This window comes from Mesorhizobium sp. L-8-3 (assembly GCF_016756615.1).
GTDB lineage: Bacteria > Pseudomonadota > Alphaproteobacteria > Rhizobiales > Rhizobiaceae.
The window spans coordinates 3,869,841-3,886,238 of the sequence record NZ_AP023262.1 but is presented as its reverse complement, the minus strand read 5'-3'; the positions used below and the strand labels follow the sequence as shown (position 1 = coordinate 3,886,238).

General features: G+C 65.2%; 14 protein-coding genes. 2 read left to right on the top strand and 12 right to left on the bottom strand.

Going from position 1 to position 16,398, the window contains the following annotated elements:
• Nucleotides 1-118: 118 nt before the first annotated feature.
• The 3 genes from JN302_RS18145 to JN302_RS18135 all read right to left on the bottom strand — a co-directional run bounded on the left by JN302_RS18145 (nucleotide 119) and on the right by JN302_RS18135 (nucleotide 3,533).
• Nucleotides 119-1,348, bottom strand: coding sequence for an ABC transporter substrate-binding protein (locus JN302_RS18145; RefSeq protein ID WP_202333972.1), 1,230 nt, complete (start codon nucleotides 1,346-1,348; stop codon nucleotides 119-121).
• Nucleotides 1,349-1,428: 80 nt separating this feature from the next.
• Nucleotides 1,429-2,193: an SDR family NAD(P)-dependent oxidoreductase gene (locus JN302_RS18140; protein WP_202333971.1), complete on the bottom strand. Its 765-nt coding sequence runs from the start codon at nucleotides 2,191-2,193 to the stop codon at nucleotides 1,429-1,431.
• Between the two features lie 26 nt (nucleotides 2,194-2,219).
• Nucleotides 2,220-3,533: an LLM class flavin-dependent oxidoreductase gene (locus JN302_RS18135; protein ID WP_202333970.1), complete on the bottom strand. Its 1,314-nt coding sequence runs from the start codon at nucleotides 3,531-3,533 to the stop codon at nucleotides 2,220-2,222.
• Between the two features lie 191 nt (nucleotides 3,534-3,724).
• On the opposite strand from JN302_RS18135, the gene JN302_RS18130 reads away from it, so the two are divergent.
• On the top strand, nucleotides 3,725-4,501 hold the full coding sequence (locus tag JN302_RS18130; RefSeq protein ID WP_202313938.1) for an IclR family transcriptional regulator: 777 nt from the start codon (nucleotides 3,725-3,727) through the stop codon (nucleotides 4,499-4,501).
• Nucleotides 4,502-4,510: 9 nt separating this feature from the next.
• Here JN302_RS18130 and JN302_RS18125 read toward each other — a convergent pair whose 3' ends face one another.
• From JN302_RS18125 to JN302_RS18085, 9 genes are all read right to left on the bottom strand, one after another.
• A complete protein-coding gene (locus tag JN302_RS18125; RefSeq protein ID WP_202313937.1) occupies nucleotides 4,511-5,491 on the bottom strand; it encodes a branched-chain amino acid ABC transporter permease in 981 nt (326 codons plus the stop codon).
• Nucleotides 5,491-6,372 carry a branched-chain amino acid ABC transporter permease gene (locus JN302_RS18120; protein WP_202313936.1) on the bottom strand — a complete coding sequence of 294 codons (882 nt, stop codon included), beginning with the start codon at nucleotides 6,370-6,372 and terminating at the stop codon, nucleotides 5,491-5,493. Before JN302_RS18120 ends, JN302_RS18125 begins: the two co-directional genes overlap by 1 nt.
• A 5-nt stretch (nucleotides 6,373-6,377) precedes the next feature.
• Complete coding sequence (locus JN302_RS18115; protein ID WP_202313935.1) at nucleotides 6,378-7,118, bottom strand: ABC transporter ATP-binding protein; 741 nt, start codon at nucleotides 7,116-7,118, stop codon at nucleotides 6,378-6,380.
• Entirely contained in the window at nucleotides 7,111-7,908 is a 798-nt protein-coding gene (locus JN302_RS18110) for an ABC transporter ATP-binding protein (RefSeq protein WP_202313934.1), read from the bottom strand. Before JN302_RS18110 ends, JN302_RS18115 begins: the two co-directional genes overlap by 8 nt.
• A gap of 54 nt (nucleotides 7,909-7,962) precedes the next feature.
• Nucleotides 7,963-9,120: an acyl-CoA dehydrogenase family protein gene (locus tag JN302_RS18105; RefSeq protein ID WP_202333969.1), complete on the bottom strand. Its 1,158-nt coding sequence runs from the start codon at nucleotides 9,118-9,120 to the stop codon at nucleotides 7,963-7,965.
• Entirely contained in the window at nucleotides 9,120-9,896 is a 777-nt protein-coding gene (locus JN302_RS18100) for an enoyl-CoA hydratase/isomerase family protein (protein ID WP_202333968.1), read from the bottom strand. The genes JN302_RS18105 and JN302_RS18100 overlap by 1 nt, the downstream gene beginning before the upstream one ends.
• Nucleotides 9,897-9,916: 20 nt before the next feature.
• Nucleotides 9,917-11,047, bottom strand: coding sequence for an acyl-CoA dehydrogenase family protein (locus tag JN302_RS18095; RefSeq protein WP_202313929.1), 1,131 nt, complete (start codon nucleotides 11,045-11,047; stop codon nucleotides 9,917-9,919).
• An 88-nt stretch (nucleotides 11,048-11,135) separates the two neighbouring features.
• The gene (locus tag JN302_RS18090) at nucleotides 11,136-12,782 is read right to left on the bottom strand and encodes a long-chain-fatty-acid--CoA ligase (protein ID WP_202333966.1); all 1,647 of its coding nucleotides are present in this window, start codon (nucleotides 12,780-12,782) and stop codon (nucleotides 11,136-11,138) included.
• A 237-nt stretch (nucleotides 12,783-13,019) separates the two neighbouring features.
• Nucleotides 13,020-14,669 (bottom strand): flavin-containing monooxygenase, encoded by a 1,650-nt coding sequence (locus JN302_RS18085; RefSeq protein WP_202333965.1) that lies wholly within the window; start codon nucleotides 14,667-14,669, stop codon nucleotides 13,020-13,022.
• Between the two features lie 397 nt (nucleotides 14,670-15,066).
• Between JN302_RS18085 and JN302_RS18080 the strand changes: the two genes are divergently transcribed.
• Nucleotides 15,067-16,254 (top strand): NADH:flavin oxidoreductase/NADH oxidase, encoded by a 1,188-nt coding sequence (locus tag JN302_RS18080; RefSeq protein ID WP_202313923.1) that lies wholly within the window; start codon nucleotides 15,067-15,069, stop codon nucleotides 16,252-16,254.
• The last annotated feature ends 144 nt before the right edge of the window (nucleotides 16,255-16,398 follow it).

The window sequence follows — 16,398 nt, the reverse complement described above, 5'->3', positions numbered from 1 at the left end:
AAGAAGAACTCACGCAACACGCTGCAGGTCTTTGATTTGACGCATGTCTTTGTCCCGAAACCGGTACCCACTTTCGGGAGACATGCGTTAGTGCCCCCGCCCGAGCCCTGGGAGGCTTTTACTGCGTCTTCAGTAGCGGGCAGGTGCTCTCGCTCGCCGGCCGCCACACGTCCTCGGCGGGAATCGTCGCCGTGACGGTGTAGTAGTCGTAGGGCTGCTTGACATCCGCCGGCGCCTTCACGGTCACCGCAAACATCGGACGCATCACCTGGCCGTCGGCGCGGATCTTGACGTCCTTCATCTGGAAGTCGTTGATCGGCATCTCGTGCATCTTGGCGACAACCTTCTCGCCGTCGTCGGTGCCTGCTTCCTTGACCGACTTCAGGTAGTGCGTGATCGCGCTGTAGGTGCCCGACATGGTCTCGTTCGGAACACGGTCGCGGAAGCGCTTCTTGAACTTGTCGGCAAAGGCGCGCGTCTCGTCGCTCACGTCCCAGTAGCCCGGGGTGACCAGCGACATGCCCTTGACGGCTTCGAGGCCGATGCCGTGGACCTGGTTGATCTGCAGGCCAAGCGCGACAACCTGCTGGCCGCCGGCCTGGATGCCGAACTCCTGCGCCTGCTTCACGGCGTTGGCGAAGTCGGCGCCCGAATTCGCCAGAACGATCACCTTCGCGCCGCTCGCCTGTGCCTGGAGCAGGTACGACGAGAAATCGTTCGTGTTCAACGGGTGCAGAACCGAACCCAGCACCTTGCCGCCGCCCTCTTCGATGAACTTCGTCGCGTCGGCCTGCCACTGCTTGCCGAAGGTGTAGTCGACGGTGATGAAGTAGAAGGAGTCGTTGCCGGCTGCCAGCATCGACTTGATCACGCCCTTGGCGAGCGAATAGGTGTCGAGTACCCACTGCGTGCCCATCGGGGAGCAGGCGTCGTTGGTGAGGCTGGAGGACGCGGTGCCGGCGAGCATATAGGGCTTCTTCTTGTCTGCCATAATCTTCTGGATGGCGATGGCGATGGACGAGGCGGAGCCGCCGACGATCGCATCGACGCCTTCCTCGTCCACCCATTTCTGCGCGATCGCCACGCCGATGTCGGGCTTGTTCTGGTCGTCGGCAATGACCAGTTCGATCTTCTTGCCATCAACCTCGCCGCCGAAGTCCTCGATGGCCATCCTGGCGGCCTCGACAGCGCCCGGGCCGCCATTGTCCGCATAGGGTCCGGACTGGTCGTTCATCACGCCGATCTTGATGATGTCGCCCGAGACCTGGGCGAACGCGGCCGACGTCGACAGGATCGTCGCGCCCGCCAGGATTGCGCTGACCACAGCGCTTCGCTTCGAAATGCTCATTTCATCTCCTCCGTTGCTCGCGGGATTTTCTCGATTGTCCGCGAGGCTGTTGCACTACCCTGCGACCGTCGCCGGCCCGTTCACGAGAAAGCGAAAGTCATTGCGCCATCGACGAGCATCATGTCGCCGCTGACCCAGCTGGATTCGTCGCTGGCGAGGAACACCGCCGCGTTGGCGATATCAGCCGGCTCGCCGAGGCGTCCGAGCGGCACCTTCTGGCGCCGGCGTTCCCATCCAGCCTCGTCGACGACGAGATTCGCTCCGTCCGTGCGTGTGGAGCCTGGAGCGATCGCATTGACGCGGATGTTCATCGGGCCGAACTCCGCGGCACCCGAGCGCGTCGCGGCCTGCACGGCCGCCTTGACGGCGCTGTACATGATGCCGTGCCGCATCGCGATGAGCGCCGCCGGCGAGGCGATGTTGACGATCGCTCCGCCGCCCGCCTCCTGCATCTGCGGCACGACCGCCTGGTAGCCCCAGATCACGCCCTTGAATCCGACGTCGATCATGCGACCGATCGTGGTCTCGTCCTGCTCCAGCAGCGGGCCGTAGCGGTTCCACATCGCGTTGTTGACCAGGATGGTCGTCTGGCCGAAAGCCTCCTTCAGCTTCGCGGCCGCAGCGAACAGGTCGTCCCGCTTCGCGACGTTGCCGACGATCGGGATCGCCTTGCCGCCCGCGGCATTGATCGCATCCGCCGCCTCGCCGGAGACCTCCGGCTTGAGGTCGAGCACACCGACGGCCGCGCCCTCTCGGGCGAACGCCTCGCTGATTGCCCGGCCGATGCCCCGGCCGCCGCCGGTCACCAGCGCCACACGCCCTTCGAGCCTGCGCAGTCCCGTCACCTGTTCCACTCCTGTCGCGTACGCATTCATCCTGCCTTCGCCGCCTTGGCGAATGTCTCGCGCGATGCCATCGGGATGGCGCCACCCCGCGTCGGGTCGGCATAGGTCCCGCCGGCCGACGCGTAGTTCTTGCCTGACCGACGCTCGAGCACGATGCCGATCGATTCCACGTTCGGGACCTCGTCGAGCGCGAGTTCGGCTGTGCGCGGCTTGCGCGCGAGAGCCCTTTCGATGAAAGGCGCGAGTTCCTCGGCCTTGCGGGCGACGCGTTCGTCCTCGCGCTCCTTCAACTCGGGCATCACCTCGCGGGCGAACAGCTCGATCGCCTCGCAGATATGCTCGTGCCGGTTCATGCCGGACTGCTGGATGAAGATCATCTGGTCGATGCCGACATCGGCGTAGGCCCTCAGGTGCTCGCGCACGCTCTTCGGCGTGCCGATCGAACCCGAACCCGGCGTCTCCTTCATGTCGTCCTTGATCGTCTGGAAGCGCTTCCAGAGGTTGGTGACGCCCGGCTTGTGCTCGCCATAGACCGCGTAATGCGCGATCGAGTAACCGAAGAAGCGGAAGCCATCGAGGCCGCGCCGGATCGCCTCGTCGCGATTCTCGTGCACCATCATGCCGTTGAGGGTTGCGAAGTTGGCGTTGACCGAATGGCCGATCGGCACGCACTCGTCCGACTTGATGATGGCATAGTATTCGTCGCGCCACTGCCTGGCCTGCGAGGCTTCGACGAAGCCGAAGACCAGTGCGCCGACCCCATGCCGTGCCGCGCGCAGGATGCTCTCGCGGCGCGAGCATGCCATCCAGATCGGCGGGTGCGGCTTTTGCAATGGCTTCGGCACGACGTTTCGCACGGGCATAGAGAAGAACTGGCCCTCGAAGCCGGGGTAAGGGCGCATCGCCATCATGTTGGCGGTCTGCTCGACACCCTCCCGCCACATCGCGGTCTTCTGCGCCGGCTCGATGCCGAAGCCCTGCATTTCCATCAGCGAGCCGGATTCGCCGGTGCCCCATTCGACGCGACCATTCGAGATCAGGTCCAGCGTCGCAAGGCGTTCGGCAACACGCGCCGGATGGTTGTAGCGTGGCGAGGACAGGCAGATGCCGTGGCCGATGCGCACGTTCTTCGTGCGCTGCGACACCGCGCCGAGGAAGACTTCGGGCGCCGAAGAATGGGAATACTCCTCGAGGAAATGGTGCTCGACTTCCCAGATGTGGTCGAAGCCGAGACGGTCGGCGAGTTCGATCTGGTCGAGCGCGTCGTTGAAGAGCTTCTGCTCGCTGCCTTCAGTCCAAGGCTGAGGCAACTGATGTTCGTAGAAAAGGCCGAGCTTCATCTTTCCTCCTTCCCGCCGGCTTTCGCCGGGTCACCTCAGGTGCTGTTCGGGAACAAGCCCGCGGCAATTCCTCCCTGCCGGACTTGACGGTGAGTACCTTGTCATGCGCTATCGGCGCGTGCCACAAACATTTGTACGTGTGGCGCAGTTTCACATCCCTGAAGTTCGCCAGGCGGAGCCAGGAGCCGGGAATGCAGTCCGCACAGGTCAAGTCCGCGTCTCGCGCGATCGAGATTCTCGAGTATTTCACAGGGGTTAGGCAACCACGCTCGATGTCGGAAATCGCTCTCGCGCTGGGCTATCCGCAATCGAGCGCCACGGTCCTGCTCAAGACGCTGGTCACGCTGGGCTACCTCAACTTCGACCGCCGCGAGCGGGTTTACTTCCCGACACCGAAGGTGACGTCGCTCGGAGACTGGGTGCCGCGCGCGTTGTTCGGGTCGGGTCGCGTCCTGGACGCCATGCGCGACGTTCACGCCGCAACAGGCGAAGGCGTCGGCATCAGCACCAAGAACGACGTCTACCTGCAATATGTGCAGAACATGCAGTCGGTCCATGCGCTGCGCTTCGTGATCCCGGAGGGCACGCTGCGGCCGCTGACCCAGTCCGGCATCGGCTGGACGCTGATGTCGACGCTTCCCGACGACAAGATCGACAATATCGTGCGGCGCGCCAACATCGCCTCAGAGAAGTCGATGCGGGTGACGGTTCCATCGATCCTGGAGAGGGTGCGGGAGATCAGGCAGAAGGGCTACTGCTATTCGCAGGACGTTCCGTTCGTCGGCGGCGCCACGCTCTCGATGCTGCTGCCGGTGAAGATCCAGAACCAGGCGGCGGTGCTGTTCCTCGGCGGGGCGAAGGAGCGTTTCCTGGAGCACCACGACCGTTACCTCGCGGTGCTCCAGCGCGCGGTCAAGTCGGTCAAGCCGGCCGATCCGTTCGAAGAGCCGATCGACATCGAATTCTGACGGCGCGTCTTAGCCGCGGGCTTCGACCGCCTTTGTCTCTCCGGTCACCGGCCGCTCTGGCGCCGCCGGGCGACGGGCGAGATAACGCCGCAGCGCCGACAGTTCCCCGACGATACCGCGCCGGAAGAAAACGATGACCGCCAGCAGGATCGCGCCCTGTGAGATCAACGCCCATTCGCCGAACCCGGCGAGATAGTCGTTCAGAAGAATGATGCCGGCCGCGCCGAACACCGGGCCCACGAGCGTGCCGAGGCCTCCGAGCAGCGTCATCAGGATGACCTCGCCCGAGACCGGCCATGAGGCGTCGGTCAGCGTCGCGAACTGGTAGACCGTGGCCTTCATGCCGCCTGCGATACCCGCCATCGACGCGGAGATGATGAAGGAAACCAGCTTGACCTTCTCCGGGTCGAAGCCGAGCGACTCGACCCGGGGCTGGTTGTCGCGAACGGCCTTCAGCACTTCGCCGTAGGGGGAATGCACCACGCGGTAGTAGACGAAGACGCACAGCGCCGTAATCGCCAGCACCACGTAGTAGAAGGTCAGGTTCGAGCCGATGTCGATCACGCCGAACAGATCGTTGCGCGGGATTGCCTGCATGCCGTCCTCGCCGCCGGTGAACGGCGCCTGCAGCAAGATGAAATAGATGAACTGCGAGAAGGCGAGCGTGATCATCGCGAACTGGATACCCTGCCGCTTCATCGTCAGGTAACCGATCACCGTCCCCAGGAGGCCGGCCGCCAACCCTCCGGCCAGGATCGCGAACTCGGTCGACAGGGCCGTCGTCTTCAGGACGTAGCCGGTGACATAGGCCGCGCCGCCGAAGAACATCGCATGGCCGAAGCAGAGCAGGCCGGTATAGCCGAGCAGCAGGTTGAACGAGCACGCGAAGACGATGAAGCACATGATCGTCATCAGCGTCACCGAGTAAAAGTAGAAAGGCGCCGCGATCGCCAGGGCGGCGACGATCGCCAGGAGGAGCAAGCGCTGCATCAGACCGACTCCTTGCTGGCGAAGATACCCGAGGGGCGCAGGTAGAGCGCGACAATCATGAACAGGAAGATCACGACGCTGGCAGCCTCCGGATAGAAGACCTTGGTCAGGCCTTCGACCACGCCGAGCATGTATCCGGTGACGGCCGCGCCGATGATCGAGCCCATGCCGCCGATGACGACGACTGCGAAGACGACGATCATCAGGCTGGATCCCATCGAGGGAGAGACCTGATAGATCGGCGCGGCAAGCACGCCGGACAACCCCGCCAGGCCGACGCCGAAACCGTAGGTCAGCGTCATCATCTTGGGCACGTTGATGCCGAAGGTCTCGACGATCTGCGGCTTCTCGTTGGCGGCGCGCAGGTAGGCGCCGAGCTTGGTGTGCTCGATGAGGAGCCAGGTTCCGACGCAGGTCACGATCGAGAAGACGACCACCCAGAGCCGGTAATACGGCAGGAACATGAAGCCGAGATTGATGCCGCCCGGGATCGGGTTCTCGTAGGGCAGCCCGGTCGAGCCGTACCGATAGCGGACCAGGCCCTCCACGATCAGCGCGACGGCATAGGTGGCGAGGAGGCCGTAGAGGTGGTCGAGGTTCTGCAGCGGGCGCAGCAGCAGTCGCTCCATGACCATGCCGGTGACAGCCACGGCCACGGGCGCGATGATCAGCGCAGGCCAGTAGCCGAGGCCGAGATAGGTGAGCAGGAGCCAGGCGACGAAGGCGCCGAGCATGTACTGCGCACCGTGGGTGAAGTTCACGACGTTCATCAGGCCGAAGATGATGGCAAGACCCATCGACAGCATCGCGTAGAACGAGCCGTTGATCAGGCCGAGCAGGATCTGGCCGAACAGGAGCTGAGTGCTGATACCTTCGAACATCGTCGTCAGACTCCGAGGTAGGTTTTGACGCGGCCCATCTCGGCGGCGAGTTCGTCATTGGTGAGGATGTCGACCACCTTGCCGTTCTCCACGACGACATGCCGGTCCGCGACCTGGCGCGCAAAGCGGAGGTTCTGCTCGACCAGCATGATGGTGAACCCCTGCGCCTTCAGGCGTTGGATAGTCTCGCCGATCTCCTTTACCACCACCGGCGCGAGGCCTTCGCTCGGCTCGTCCAGCAGCAGGAGCCGCGAGCCGGTGCGCAGGATGCGGGCAATGGCGAGCATCTGCTGCTCGCCGCCCGAAAGCTTCGTCCCCTGGCTGCCCGCCCGCGCCTTGAGGTTGGGGAAGGTCGCGTAGAGCTGCTCGTCGGTCATGCCGCCCGCGCGCAGCACCGGCGGCAGGAACAGGTTCTCGCGCACCGAAAGCGAGGAGAAGATCGCGCGCTCCTCGGGACAGTAGCCGATGCCCAGCCGCGCAATCTCGAAGGTACGCTTGCCGACCAATTCCTGTCCTGAGAAGTTGATCGAGCCGGTGCGCTTGCGCACGATCCCCATGATCGACCGCAGCGTCGTCGTCTTGCCGGCGCCGTTGCGCCCGATAAGCGTCAGCAGTTCGCCCTCGCGCACGTCGAAGGTCATGCCGTGAAGCACCTTCGATTCGGCATACCAGGCGTTGAGGTCCTCGACCTTCAGCATCGCGTTGACCGAGACGGGCGCGGCCTTGGGCATTGCCAAGCTATTCATCGACGCCTCCCATATAGGCGGTCACGACGGCAGGATTGTTCGAGACCTCGGCATAGTTGCCCTCGGCCAGAATTTGGCCGTGCTGCAGAACGGTAATCCTGTCGCAGAGCGTCGACACGACCGACAGGTTGTGCTCGACGAGCAGCACGGTGCGGCCGACGGCGGCACTGCGGATCAGGTCGGTGATCGGCTCGACATCCTCGTGGCCCATGCCGGCGGTCGGCTCGTCGAGCAGCATCACGCGCGGTTCCAGCGCCAGCGTCGTCGCGATTTCCAGTGCGCGCTTCTTGCCGTAGGAGAGTTCGGCCGCGAGCGTGTCACGGCTGGCGCCGAGGCCAACCTGCTCCAGCAGGTCCTCGGCGCGGCGGTTGAGCGGCGCCACCGCCCGCAGCGACCGCCAGAAGTGGAAGGCCGTGCCGTAGGACGACTGCAGCGCGACGCGAACGTTCTCGAGTGCCGTGAGGTTCGGGAAGGTCGCCGAGATCTGGAACGAGCGCACAAGCCCGCGCCGCGCCACCTCGGAGGTGCGCAGCGCGGAGATGTCATGCCCATCGAAGAGGATGCGTCCCCCCGTTGGGACCAGCGTCTTGGTGAGCAGGTTGAAGCAGGTGGTCTTGCCGGCACCGTTCGGGCCGATCAGCGCGTGGATCGCCCCGCGTCGAACCGAGAGGTTGACGTCTTTCACGGCCGCGAAGCCGCCGAAGACCTTCGTCAGGCCACGGGCCTCGAGGACGTAGTCGGCCTTGGCAACGGCTTCGTCCCGCGGCAGGGCCGCTGCGGAAACGGTCATCTTTCCTCCCTTCCGTCTTGTGCCGCAGCGTGCGGCCGACGGTTGTCGTTCTGTTCAGCCCGGCAGTCCAAGCACGGCCTTGGAAAGGATGTTCCTCTGGATCTCGTTCGAGCCGCCGAAGATCGCCGGCGCGCGCGAATCGAGGAACAGGTTCATCGCATCGACCTGGTCGTTGCCCGCCTCGATGTCGTCGAAGTAGCGGGCGTCCTCGCCGGCAAGCGCGATCGTCTCCTCGGTGATGCGCTGGTAGAGCTCGGTGGTGAAGATCTTCAGGATCGAGACGTCCGCGCCCAGTTCTCCGCCCTCGCGCAGCACCTTGGCGAAACGCTCAAAGGCCGAGCCGAGGTCGTAGAGGTCGAGCCGGTGCCTGGCGTAGCGCGACAGGAAGGCCGGGTCGTTGAACGCGCCGCGCGCACCGGCCAGCTTCTCGAGGCGCTCGATCGCGATCTCCGGGCGCGTCGGCGCGCCGAGGAAGATGCGTTCGTGGCCGAGCACGGACTTCGCGACGTTCCAGCCCTGGTCCACCTCGCCGACGACGTTCTCGACAGGGACGCGGACATTGTCGAAGAAGACCTCGCAGAAGTCGGTCTCGCCGCGCAGGTTGGCGATCGGGCGCACCTTCACGCCTGGCGTGGTCATGTCGATAAGGAGCACGGTGATGCCCTTCTGGCGCACCTTCTCGTCGCGGCTGGTGCGCACCAGCGCGAAGATCCAGTTGGCGCAGTGCGCCAGCGTCGTCCATATCTTCTGGCCGTTGACGACGAAATGATCGCCGTCGCGCACCGCCGCGGTGCGCAGGCTGGCGAGGTCCGATCCCGAGTTCGGCTCGGAATAGCCCTGGCACCAGATGTGCTCGCCGGACAGGATCTTCGGCAGGTAGTGCGCCTTCTGTTCCTCCGTGCCGAAGGCGAGCAGCAGCGGGCCGATCAGGCCGAGGCCGTGGTCGGGGATGCGCGGGCAGCCCAGCCGCCCCCACTCCTCGACATAGATCATGTGCTTGGCCGGGTTCAGGCCCATGCCGCCGTGTTCCACCGGCCAGACCGGCGACAACCACCCCTCCTCGGCGAGCGCATGGTACCATACGGCAACCTCGTCGAAGAGCGGGCGCTGCTTGCGCATGAAGCGCAGTTCCGCCGGCAGACGACGCTCGACCAGGTCGCGGAAGGCGGCGCGGAAGTCCTCGTCGGACAGCGCGTTCCAGTCCCTTGCCATCACAGCACGTCCTTGAACACGGCCGGTCGCTTCTCCATGAAGGCGCGCATCGCCTCCTTGGAATCCTCGTGGCGGGTCATCTCGACAGTCAGGTTCTGTTCGAAGCGGTAGCCATCGCGCAGCGGCATATGCTCGACCGTATTGATGGCGCGCTTGGCGAGGCTCAGCGCCTTCGGGCTCTTGGAGGCGATGGTGCGGGCCATCGTCATCGCTTCCTCCATCAACCGCTCAGGCGGCACGCAGGCCTCGATGATGCCGCGGCGGTAGAGTTCGGCGGCCGGAACTCGATAGCCGGTGAGGATCATACGCCTCGCCAGCGTCTTCGGGAAGAACGACATGGCGTGGCGGGCGCCGCCCATCAGGCCGATGTCGATCTCGGGCAAGCCGAACACCGCGGTCTCGGAAGCCAGCACGATATCCGCCGCGATCACCGGGCCGAGGCCCGCGCCGAGGGCGGCACCATTGACGGCGGTTATGACCGCCTTGTTGCACTCCATGATGCAGTTCGACACTTCGCGCGTGCGGCGCAGATGCCGATAGGTCTCGCCCTTGATGTCGCCGATGGCCTGGCGGTTCTTGATGTCGGCACCGGCCGAAAACACCTTGCCGCGGCCGGTGACGAGGATGCAGCGCACTTCCGGCGTGTCGTTCAACTCATCGAAGGCCTGGATCAGTTCCTCGGCGAATTCCTTCGAGTAGGCGTTGACCGGCGGGTTGTCGAGCGTAACGACGGCGACCTTGTCGGTGATCTCGACCTTGATGAGATTGTTTTTCACGAAATCCTCCCCGCGACCGCTCAGGCCGCGCGTTCCAGTTCGACGAATTCGAGGCGCAGCGCTTCCGGCTGGCCGAGCGTGGCGCTGAGCGCGATGGCCCTCTTGAGGTAGAGACCGATGTCGTGCTCGTCGGTGAAGCCCATCGCGCCGTGCAGGTGCACCGCGCGCCGGCAGATCGAGGTCGCCGCGTCGCCTCCGCGCGCCTTGGCGGCGAGCACCGCGAGCCGGGCTTCCTTGTCGTCGCCCTCGGACTGGCGCGTCACCGCATTGACGACGGAGGCGCAGGCGAACTCGGCGTCGCTCCACATGTCGACGAGGCGATGCTGGACAGCCTGGAAGCTCGCGATCGGCTTGCCGAACTGCACACGGTCCCTGGTGTAGGCGATGGTCATCTCGACAGCCTTGCTGGCGATGCCGGCGAGTTCGGCCGCAAGCGCGACGCGGGCATGGAGTACGGCGTTCTCGACAAGCGCGTCGAGGCTGCCGGCGCGGGCGAGCACGCGCTCGGCAGGAACGAAAACCCGGCCGAAGCGCAGCGCGCCGATGGTCGCGCCATCCACGCCCGCCTTCTGGTCGAGCGAGACGCCGGGCGCGGATGCCGGCACCGACACCAGCACCGCACCGTCGGCGAGCGGCGCCACGACCAGGAAGTCGGTCGCGGACGCGGCCGCATCAACGAACTGCAGTCCTCCGTCGAGGGAAATGCCCGAGGCGTCTTCGGACGCTGTCAGCGGCCGTCCGGACGAATGCTGCGAAGGCTGGCGCCAGGCCGGCGAGATGCGCAGCGATCCGTCCGCAAGGCCGGCGGCAAGCCGGTCACGCTCTGCGGAGGAAGGCGCCTCGCGCAGCAGCACGGAGGCGAAGACCGAGCCGGCGGCGATGGGTTCGCAGATCAGCGCGCGGCCGAGCGCCTCGCTCAGCACCGCCTGCTCGGCGAAGCCAAGACCGGCACCGCCGAGATCTTCGGGAAGCAGAAGACCAGTCCAGCCGGCTTCAGCCATTGCGGCCCACAGCGCGGGGTCGGTATCGCCCTGGCGTGCGCGCTTGGCGCGAAGAGATGCTGGCCCCGCATAGCGGGCGGACAACGTCTCGACGCTGTCCCGCAACATTGCGAGCGTACCATCCGGATCGTCGAAAAATGCGCGCGGCATCATTCCTCCCTAATGCGACCGGTCGTTGCCAAAGGATTATGCGAAGCGGCCCGGTGAAGCAATCACGCCAGAAGCGTGTAGAACACTTTCATGAATGTGAAGTCTGGTTGACCGGCAAGATGTGATCGCGGAACTGCTCCCGAAGTTTCGTCTTCTGCAGCTTGCCGGTCGCGGTGTGCGGCAGTTCCGGGACGAAGGCCACATCGTCCGGCAACCACCATTTGGCGACCCGCTCGGAAAGAAAGCCGAGAATTTCCTCCCGACTGGGCGCGGTGCCGGGTTTCGGCACGATGATCAAGAACGGACGCTCCTGCCATTTCGGATGCGGCAGGCCGATGACGGCAGCTTCCTGCACGTCGGAATGCGCCACGGCGGCGTTTTCGAGGTCGATAGACGAGATCCATTCGCCGCCCGACTTGATGACGTCCTTCGACCGGTCGGTCAGCACGACGTAACCGTCCGCATCGATCTTGGCGACGTCGCCGGTCGGGAACCAGCCGTCCTCGTCCAGCATGTTGCCGCCGACACCCTTGAAATAGCCTGATGTGACCCAGGGCCCCCGCACGTAGAGGTCTCCGGCGACCGTGCCGTCCTGCGGCAGCGGGTTCCGGTTCTCGTCGACGATCTTCAACTCGACACCGTAGACGACGCGTCCCTGCCGCACCTGGACGTCGACCTGTTCCTTCTCCGGCAGGTCGCGATGCCTGGGCAGGAGGTTGCCGACAGTCGCCACGGGACTGGTCTCGCTCATGCCCCAGGCGTGGATGACGAAGGCACCGAGGCCGCGGAAACGTTCAATGATCGCACGCGGCGCCGCGGACCCGCCGACGACGACACGCTCCAGCCGCAGCGCCGAGGTATCGATGCCAGGCGTCGAATCGATGTGCTGGAAGAAGCCGAGCCAGACCGTCGGCACGCCGAGCGAGAAGGTGCACCGCTCCTCGGCGGCAAGATCGAACAGGCTCTTGCCGTCGAGCTTCGGGCCGGGCAGCACCAGCTTCGCTCCGCACATCGCCGCCGCATAGGGGATTCCCCAGGCATTGACGTGGAACAGCGGCACGACCAGGAGTACGCTGTCGGCACTCGAGAGCCGGAAGCCGTCCGCCGTGCACACCATGAAGGAATGCAGCAGCGTGGACCGATGGGAGTAGAGCACGCCCTTCGGATTGCCCGTTGTCCCTGACGTATAGCAGAGCGCCGACGCCGTCCGCTCGTCGAGGACGGGCCACTCGACCGTGTCCGGTTCCGGGGCGAGCAGGTCCTCATATGCAAGGACGCCGTCTACGTCGGGCGGCAAGTGACCGGCATCGGTGAGCGCGACGTAGCGCTCTACGGTTCGGAACTTCGACTGGAGCCCAACGACCAGGCCGGAGAACGTGATGTCGAAGAAGAGCACGCGGTTCTCGGCATGGTTGACGATGTAGTCGACCTGCTCCGGGAAAAGACGCGGATTGACCGTGTTCAGGATCGCGCCGATGCCGGAGACGGCGAAATACAGCTCGACATGGCGGTGCGTGTTCCAGGCGAGCGAGGCCACGCGGTCGCCCGGCTTGACGCCCATGCTCTTCAGTGCGTTGGCCAGCTTCGCGATACGCTTCGACAGGTCGCGCCAGTTGGTGCGCACCGTCGGCCCCTCGCAGGTGCGGCTAACGATCTCGACGTCGGAATGGTAGCGCGCCGCGTGGTCGATCAGCGTCGAGATCAGCAGCGGGCGGTCCTGCATCAGGCCTAGCATTGGGTGCTCCTCATCACTCCATCACCGGCGCTCCCCCGGCGGGGCGGCAAAATCGAAGCCGATGCGCGCCACGTCAATTCACAACGCGAATGCGAAGGGAAGTTTCACCTATGTGAAAGTCCATTTGACGGCCCGGCCGCCTGATCCTTCAGCGGAACGAAAAACTCCAAGTCGACCTGTCGACGTTCAGCGGCCGGACTCGCCCACGCGCGTCCGTCTGCGAGGGTGAACGCGCGGTCAGGCAGCCGCGCACTGCGCCGCGCGGTCGAAGACGAAGTTGGACGCCTTGTCCTGGGCGGCCGCCGCGCACAGTTCGCGATACTTCTGGAAACCGCCGATGAACATCGTCAAGCCCTGCGGCTTGCCCTTGACGTTGGCGCCCACCCACCAGGTGTTGGCCTTGCGGATCAGCGACTTCTCCGCCATCGACAGCACCAGCGCCATCCAGCCTTCCTCGGCCGAGACGGTCGGCTCTACCGTACGGATGCCGTTCGCCTCCATGAACGAGACCATTTCGGCGATCCAGTCGACGTCGTGCTCGGCGATTGTGACGAGGTTGGCGAGTGCGGCCGGTCCGTTGGGGCCGCTCGGCGCGAAGAGGTTCGGAAAGCCCTCCGCCATGAAGCCGAGATAGGAGCGCGGGCCGTTCTTCCATTTGTCCTTCAATGTGCGGCCGCCACGGCCGACCACGTCGAAAGCGAGCAGCGCGCCGGTCAGCGCGTCGTAGCCGGTCGCGAAGATCAGCATGTCGAGTTCGGTCTCGCCGCTCTCGGTGCGGACGCCCTTCTCTGTGATCCCGATGATCGGGTCCTTCGAGACGTCGACCAGATGCACGTTCGGCAGATTGTAGGTCTCGTAATACTCGGTATCGAGGCAGGGCCTGCGGGCGAAGATCGGATAGCCTCGCGGCTTGAGAGCCTCCGCGGTCTTCGGATCCTCGACAATCTGGCCGATCTTCTCGCGCACGAAGTCGGCGACCTGGTCATTGGCCTCCTGGTTGCTGAGCAGGTCGGCGAAGGAGCCGAGGAAGGTGTGGCCGCCATTGATCCAGGCCTGCTCCATCACCTCGCGACGCTGGGATGGCGGCAGGCTGAAGAAGGGGCGCGAGGTCGCCGGCCGCGTGCCGCCGGTGGGATTGTTGCGCATGGCCTCGCGCATCGCGCGGTAGTGCCGCTTCATCTCGGCGATGTAGTCGGGCTCGAGCACGTGATTGCGCATCGGCAGCGTGAAGCTCGGCGTGCGCTGGAAGACGAACAGTTCGCCTGCCTGCCTGCCCAGGGTCTGGATGATCTGGATGCCGGTCGAACCGGTGCCGATGACGCCGACGCGCTTGCCGGCGAAATCGACGGGTTCGTGCGGCCATTTCTGCGCGCGGAGCAGTGTGCCCTCGAACCGCTCGATTCCGGGAATTTCGGGATCCTTGGGCACCGAAAGCGGACCAGTCGCCATGATGCAATAGGGCGCTTCCAGCGTTTCGCCGGTGTCGATGGTGGCACGCCAGACCTTGGCCTCCTCGTCCCAGGCGGCGCGCGTCACGCGCGTGTTGAACCTGTAGTGGCGTCGCAGGTCGAGCCGGTCCGCCACGAAATTGGCATAGGCGAGGATTTCGGGCTGTGCCGCGAACTGCTCGCTCCACGTCCATTCCTGCTCGATCTCCGGCGAGAAGCCGTAGCTGTAGTCGACGCTCATCAGGTCGCAGCGGGCGCCCGGATAGCGGTTCCAGTACCAGACCCCGCCGACGTCCCCGCCGGCCTCGATCGCGGCGACGTTCTTGCCCATCTCGCGGAACTTGTAGGTGGCGTACATCCCGGCGAAGCCGGCGCCGACGACGATGACGTCGACCCGGCACGCCCCGCTGCTCTTCGTAGCCCGATTGCCCTGAGTCATGCGAAACTCCTCCAGACCGCAACTGCCGCGATCCGGACCCTGGGTGCGTGCGCTCGGGCCCGACACCTGTCGGGCAGCAATGCGCTCTGCCGGCCGGCCACGCCGGGCGGCTGCCAACGCGCAATCGCGGAGCTGATCGTCCCAGGAACCGGTCTTGCGACCGCCTCTGCCAGGACCATCGAGCAGGTCGACCAGCGAGTCAATCGCATCGCGGATGCGAAGAGAAACTTCACAAATGTGAAACACACGGTGCCCGGTCGGACGCATGAATTTGGGGTCGCGCCCAAAGAACTTTCACATGGGTGAAGTTGGCAAGTCACCGTCGACTTGGTTTGCCGGGCGGGCGGTTTCGTGGTCACTCCGGGATAGCAACAACGGCAGGGAGGAAACGACGGAGATGAGCGCACTCTTCAGCCCCGGCAGGATCGGCAGCCTCGAGCTCGAAAACCGCATCGTCGTCTCGCCCATGTGCCAATACAGCGCCGTCGACGGCGTGGCGCAGCCATGGCATCTCATCCATGTCGGCGGCCTGATGATGTCGGGCGCCGGCCTCGTGATCGTCGAGGCGACGGCAGTGGAGGATATCGGCCGCGGCACGCATGGCTGCCTCGGGCTCTACCGCGACGATCAGGAAACCGCGCTCGCGAAGTTGCTCGACGAGGCAAGGAAGCTGTCCGGCGCCAGGATCGGCATTCAGCTCACCCATTGCGGCAGGAAGGCATCGACGCGCACTATCCCGGAACGCTGGAAGGGCGAGCCCCTGCCTGTGGAAGAGGGCGCCTGGACACCTGTTGCACCATCTCCCCTCGCCTTCGACGGGCATTGGCCGGTGCCGGAAGAGCTCGACGAGACGGGCATCGAACGCATCATCGGCGCCTTCGCAGCCTCCGCCCGGCGCGCCGCACAAGCGGGTTTCGATCTCGTCGAGATCCATGGCGCCCATGGCTATCTCATCCACAATTTCCTTTCGCCTCTGTCGAACAGGCGGTCTGACCGGTGGGGTGGCACGCGCGAGAACCGTATGCGCTTCGCTATCGGGATCGCTCGTGCCGTCCGGTCCGTCCTGCCGCCGGCTATTGCGCTCGGCTTCCGCATCAACAGCACGGACTGGCACCCCGACGGCTCCTCGCTCGAGGACGCGGTCGCGCTCGCGCAGGCGCTCGAAGACGTCGGTGTCGACTACGCGGTCATGTCTGCCGGAAACATCGCGCCTGGCATCTCGATCCCGCCGGCCGCACCCGGCCATCAGGTGTCCTTCGCAACCGAGATCAAGAAACGGACAGGACTGTCCGCCATGGCCGTCGGCATGATTGCCCAACCGCGGCAGGCGGAAGCCATCGTGGCGAATGGCGAAGCCGACTTCGTGGCCCTCGCCCGCCCCATGCTCGACAATCCGCGCTGGGGCCTGCACGCGGCCGCGGCGCTCGGCGCGGACATCCGCTACCCGCCGCAATATATCCGCGCCCGCCCCAACAACTGGCTGGGCTTCGGTTTCGTCCACCCGGAAGCGAGGCCGCCCGAGACATCCCTTCAGCTCGACCGTCCCCGAAGCGTGTCCTGGGATCGGCCCGCAGGCCGCACATAGCCCAGGGATAGCTGCTCGAAGCTGAAGGCCGCATATGGCCCAGGGCCTGTTGAGGTTCAGCGGAGGACGGCCTGCAGATGGCATCTTTCCGCGCTTCCGATGCCCGGTATCGACAGGTCGAGGGGGCGCGCGGGATGCACCCCG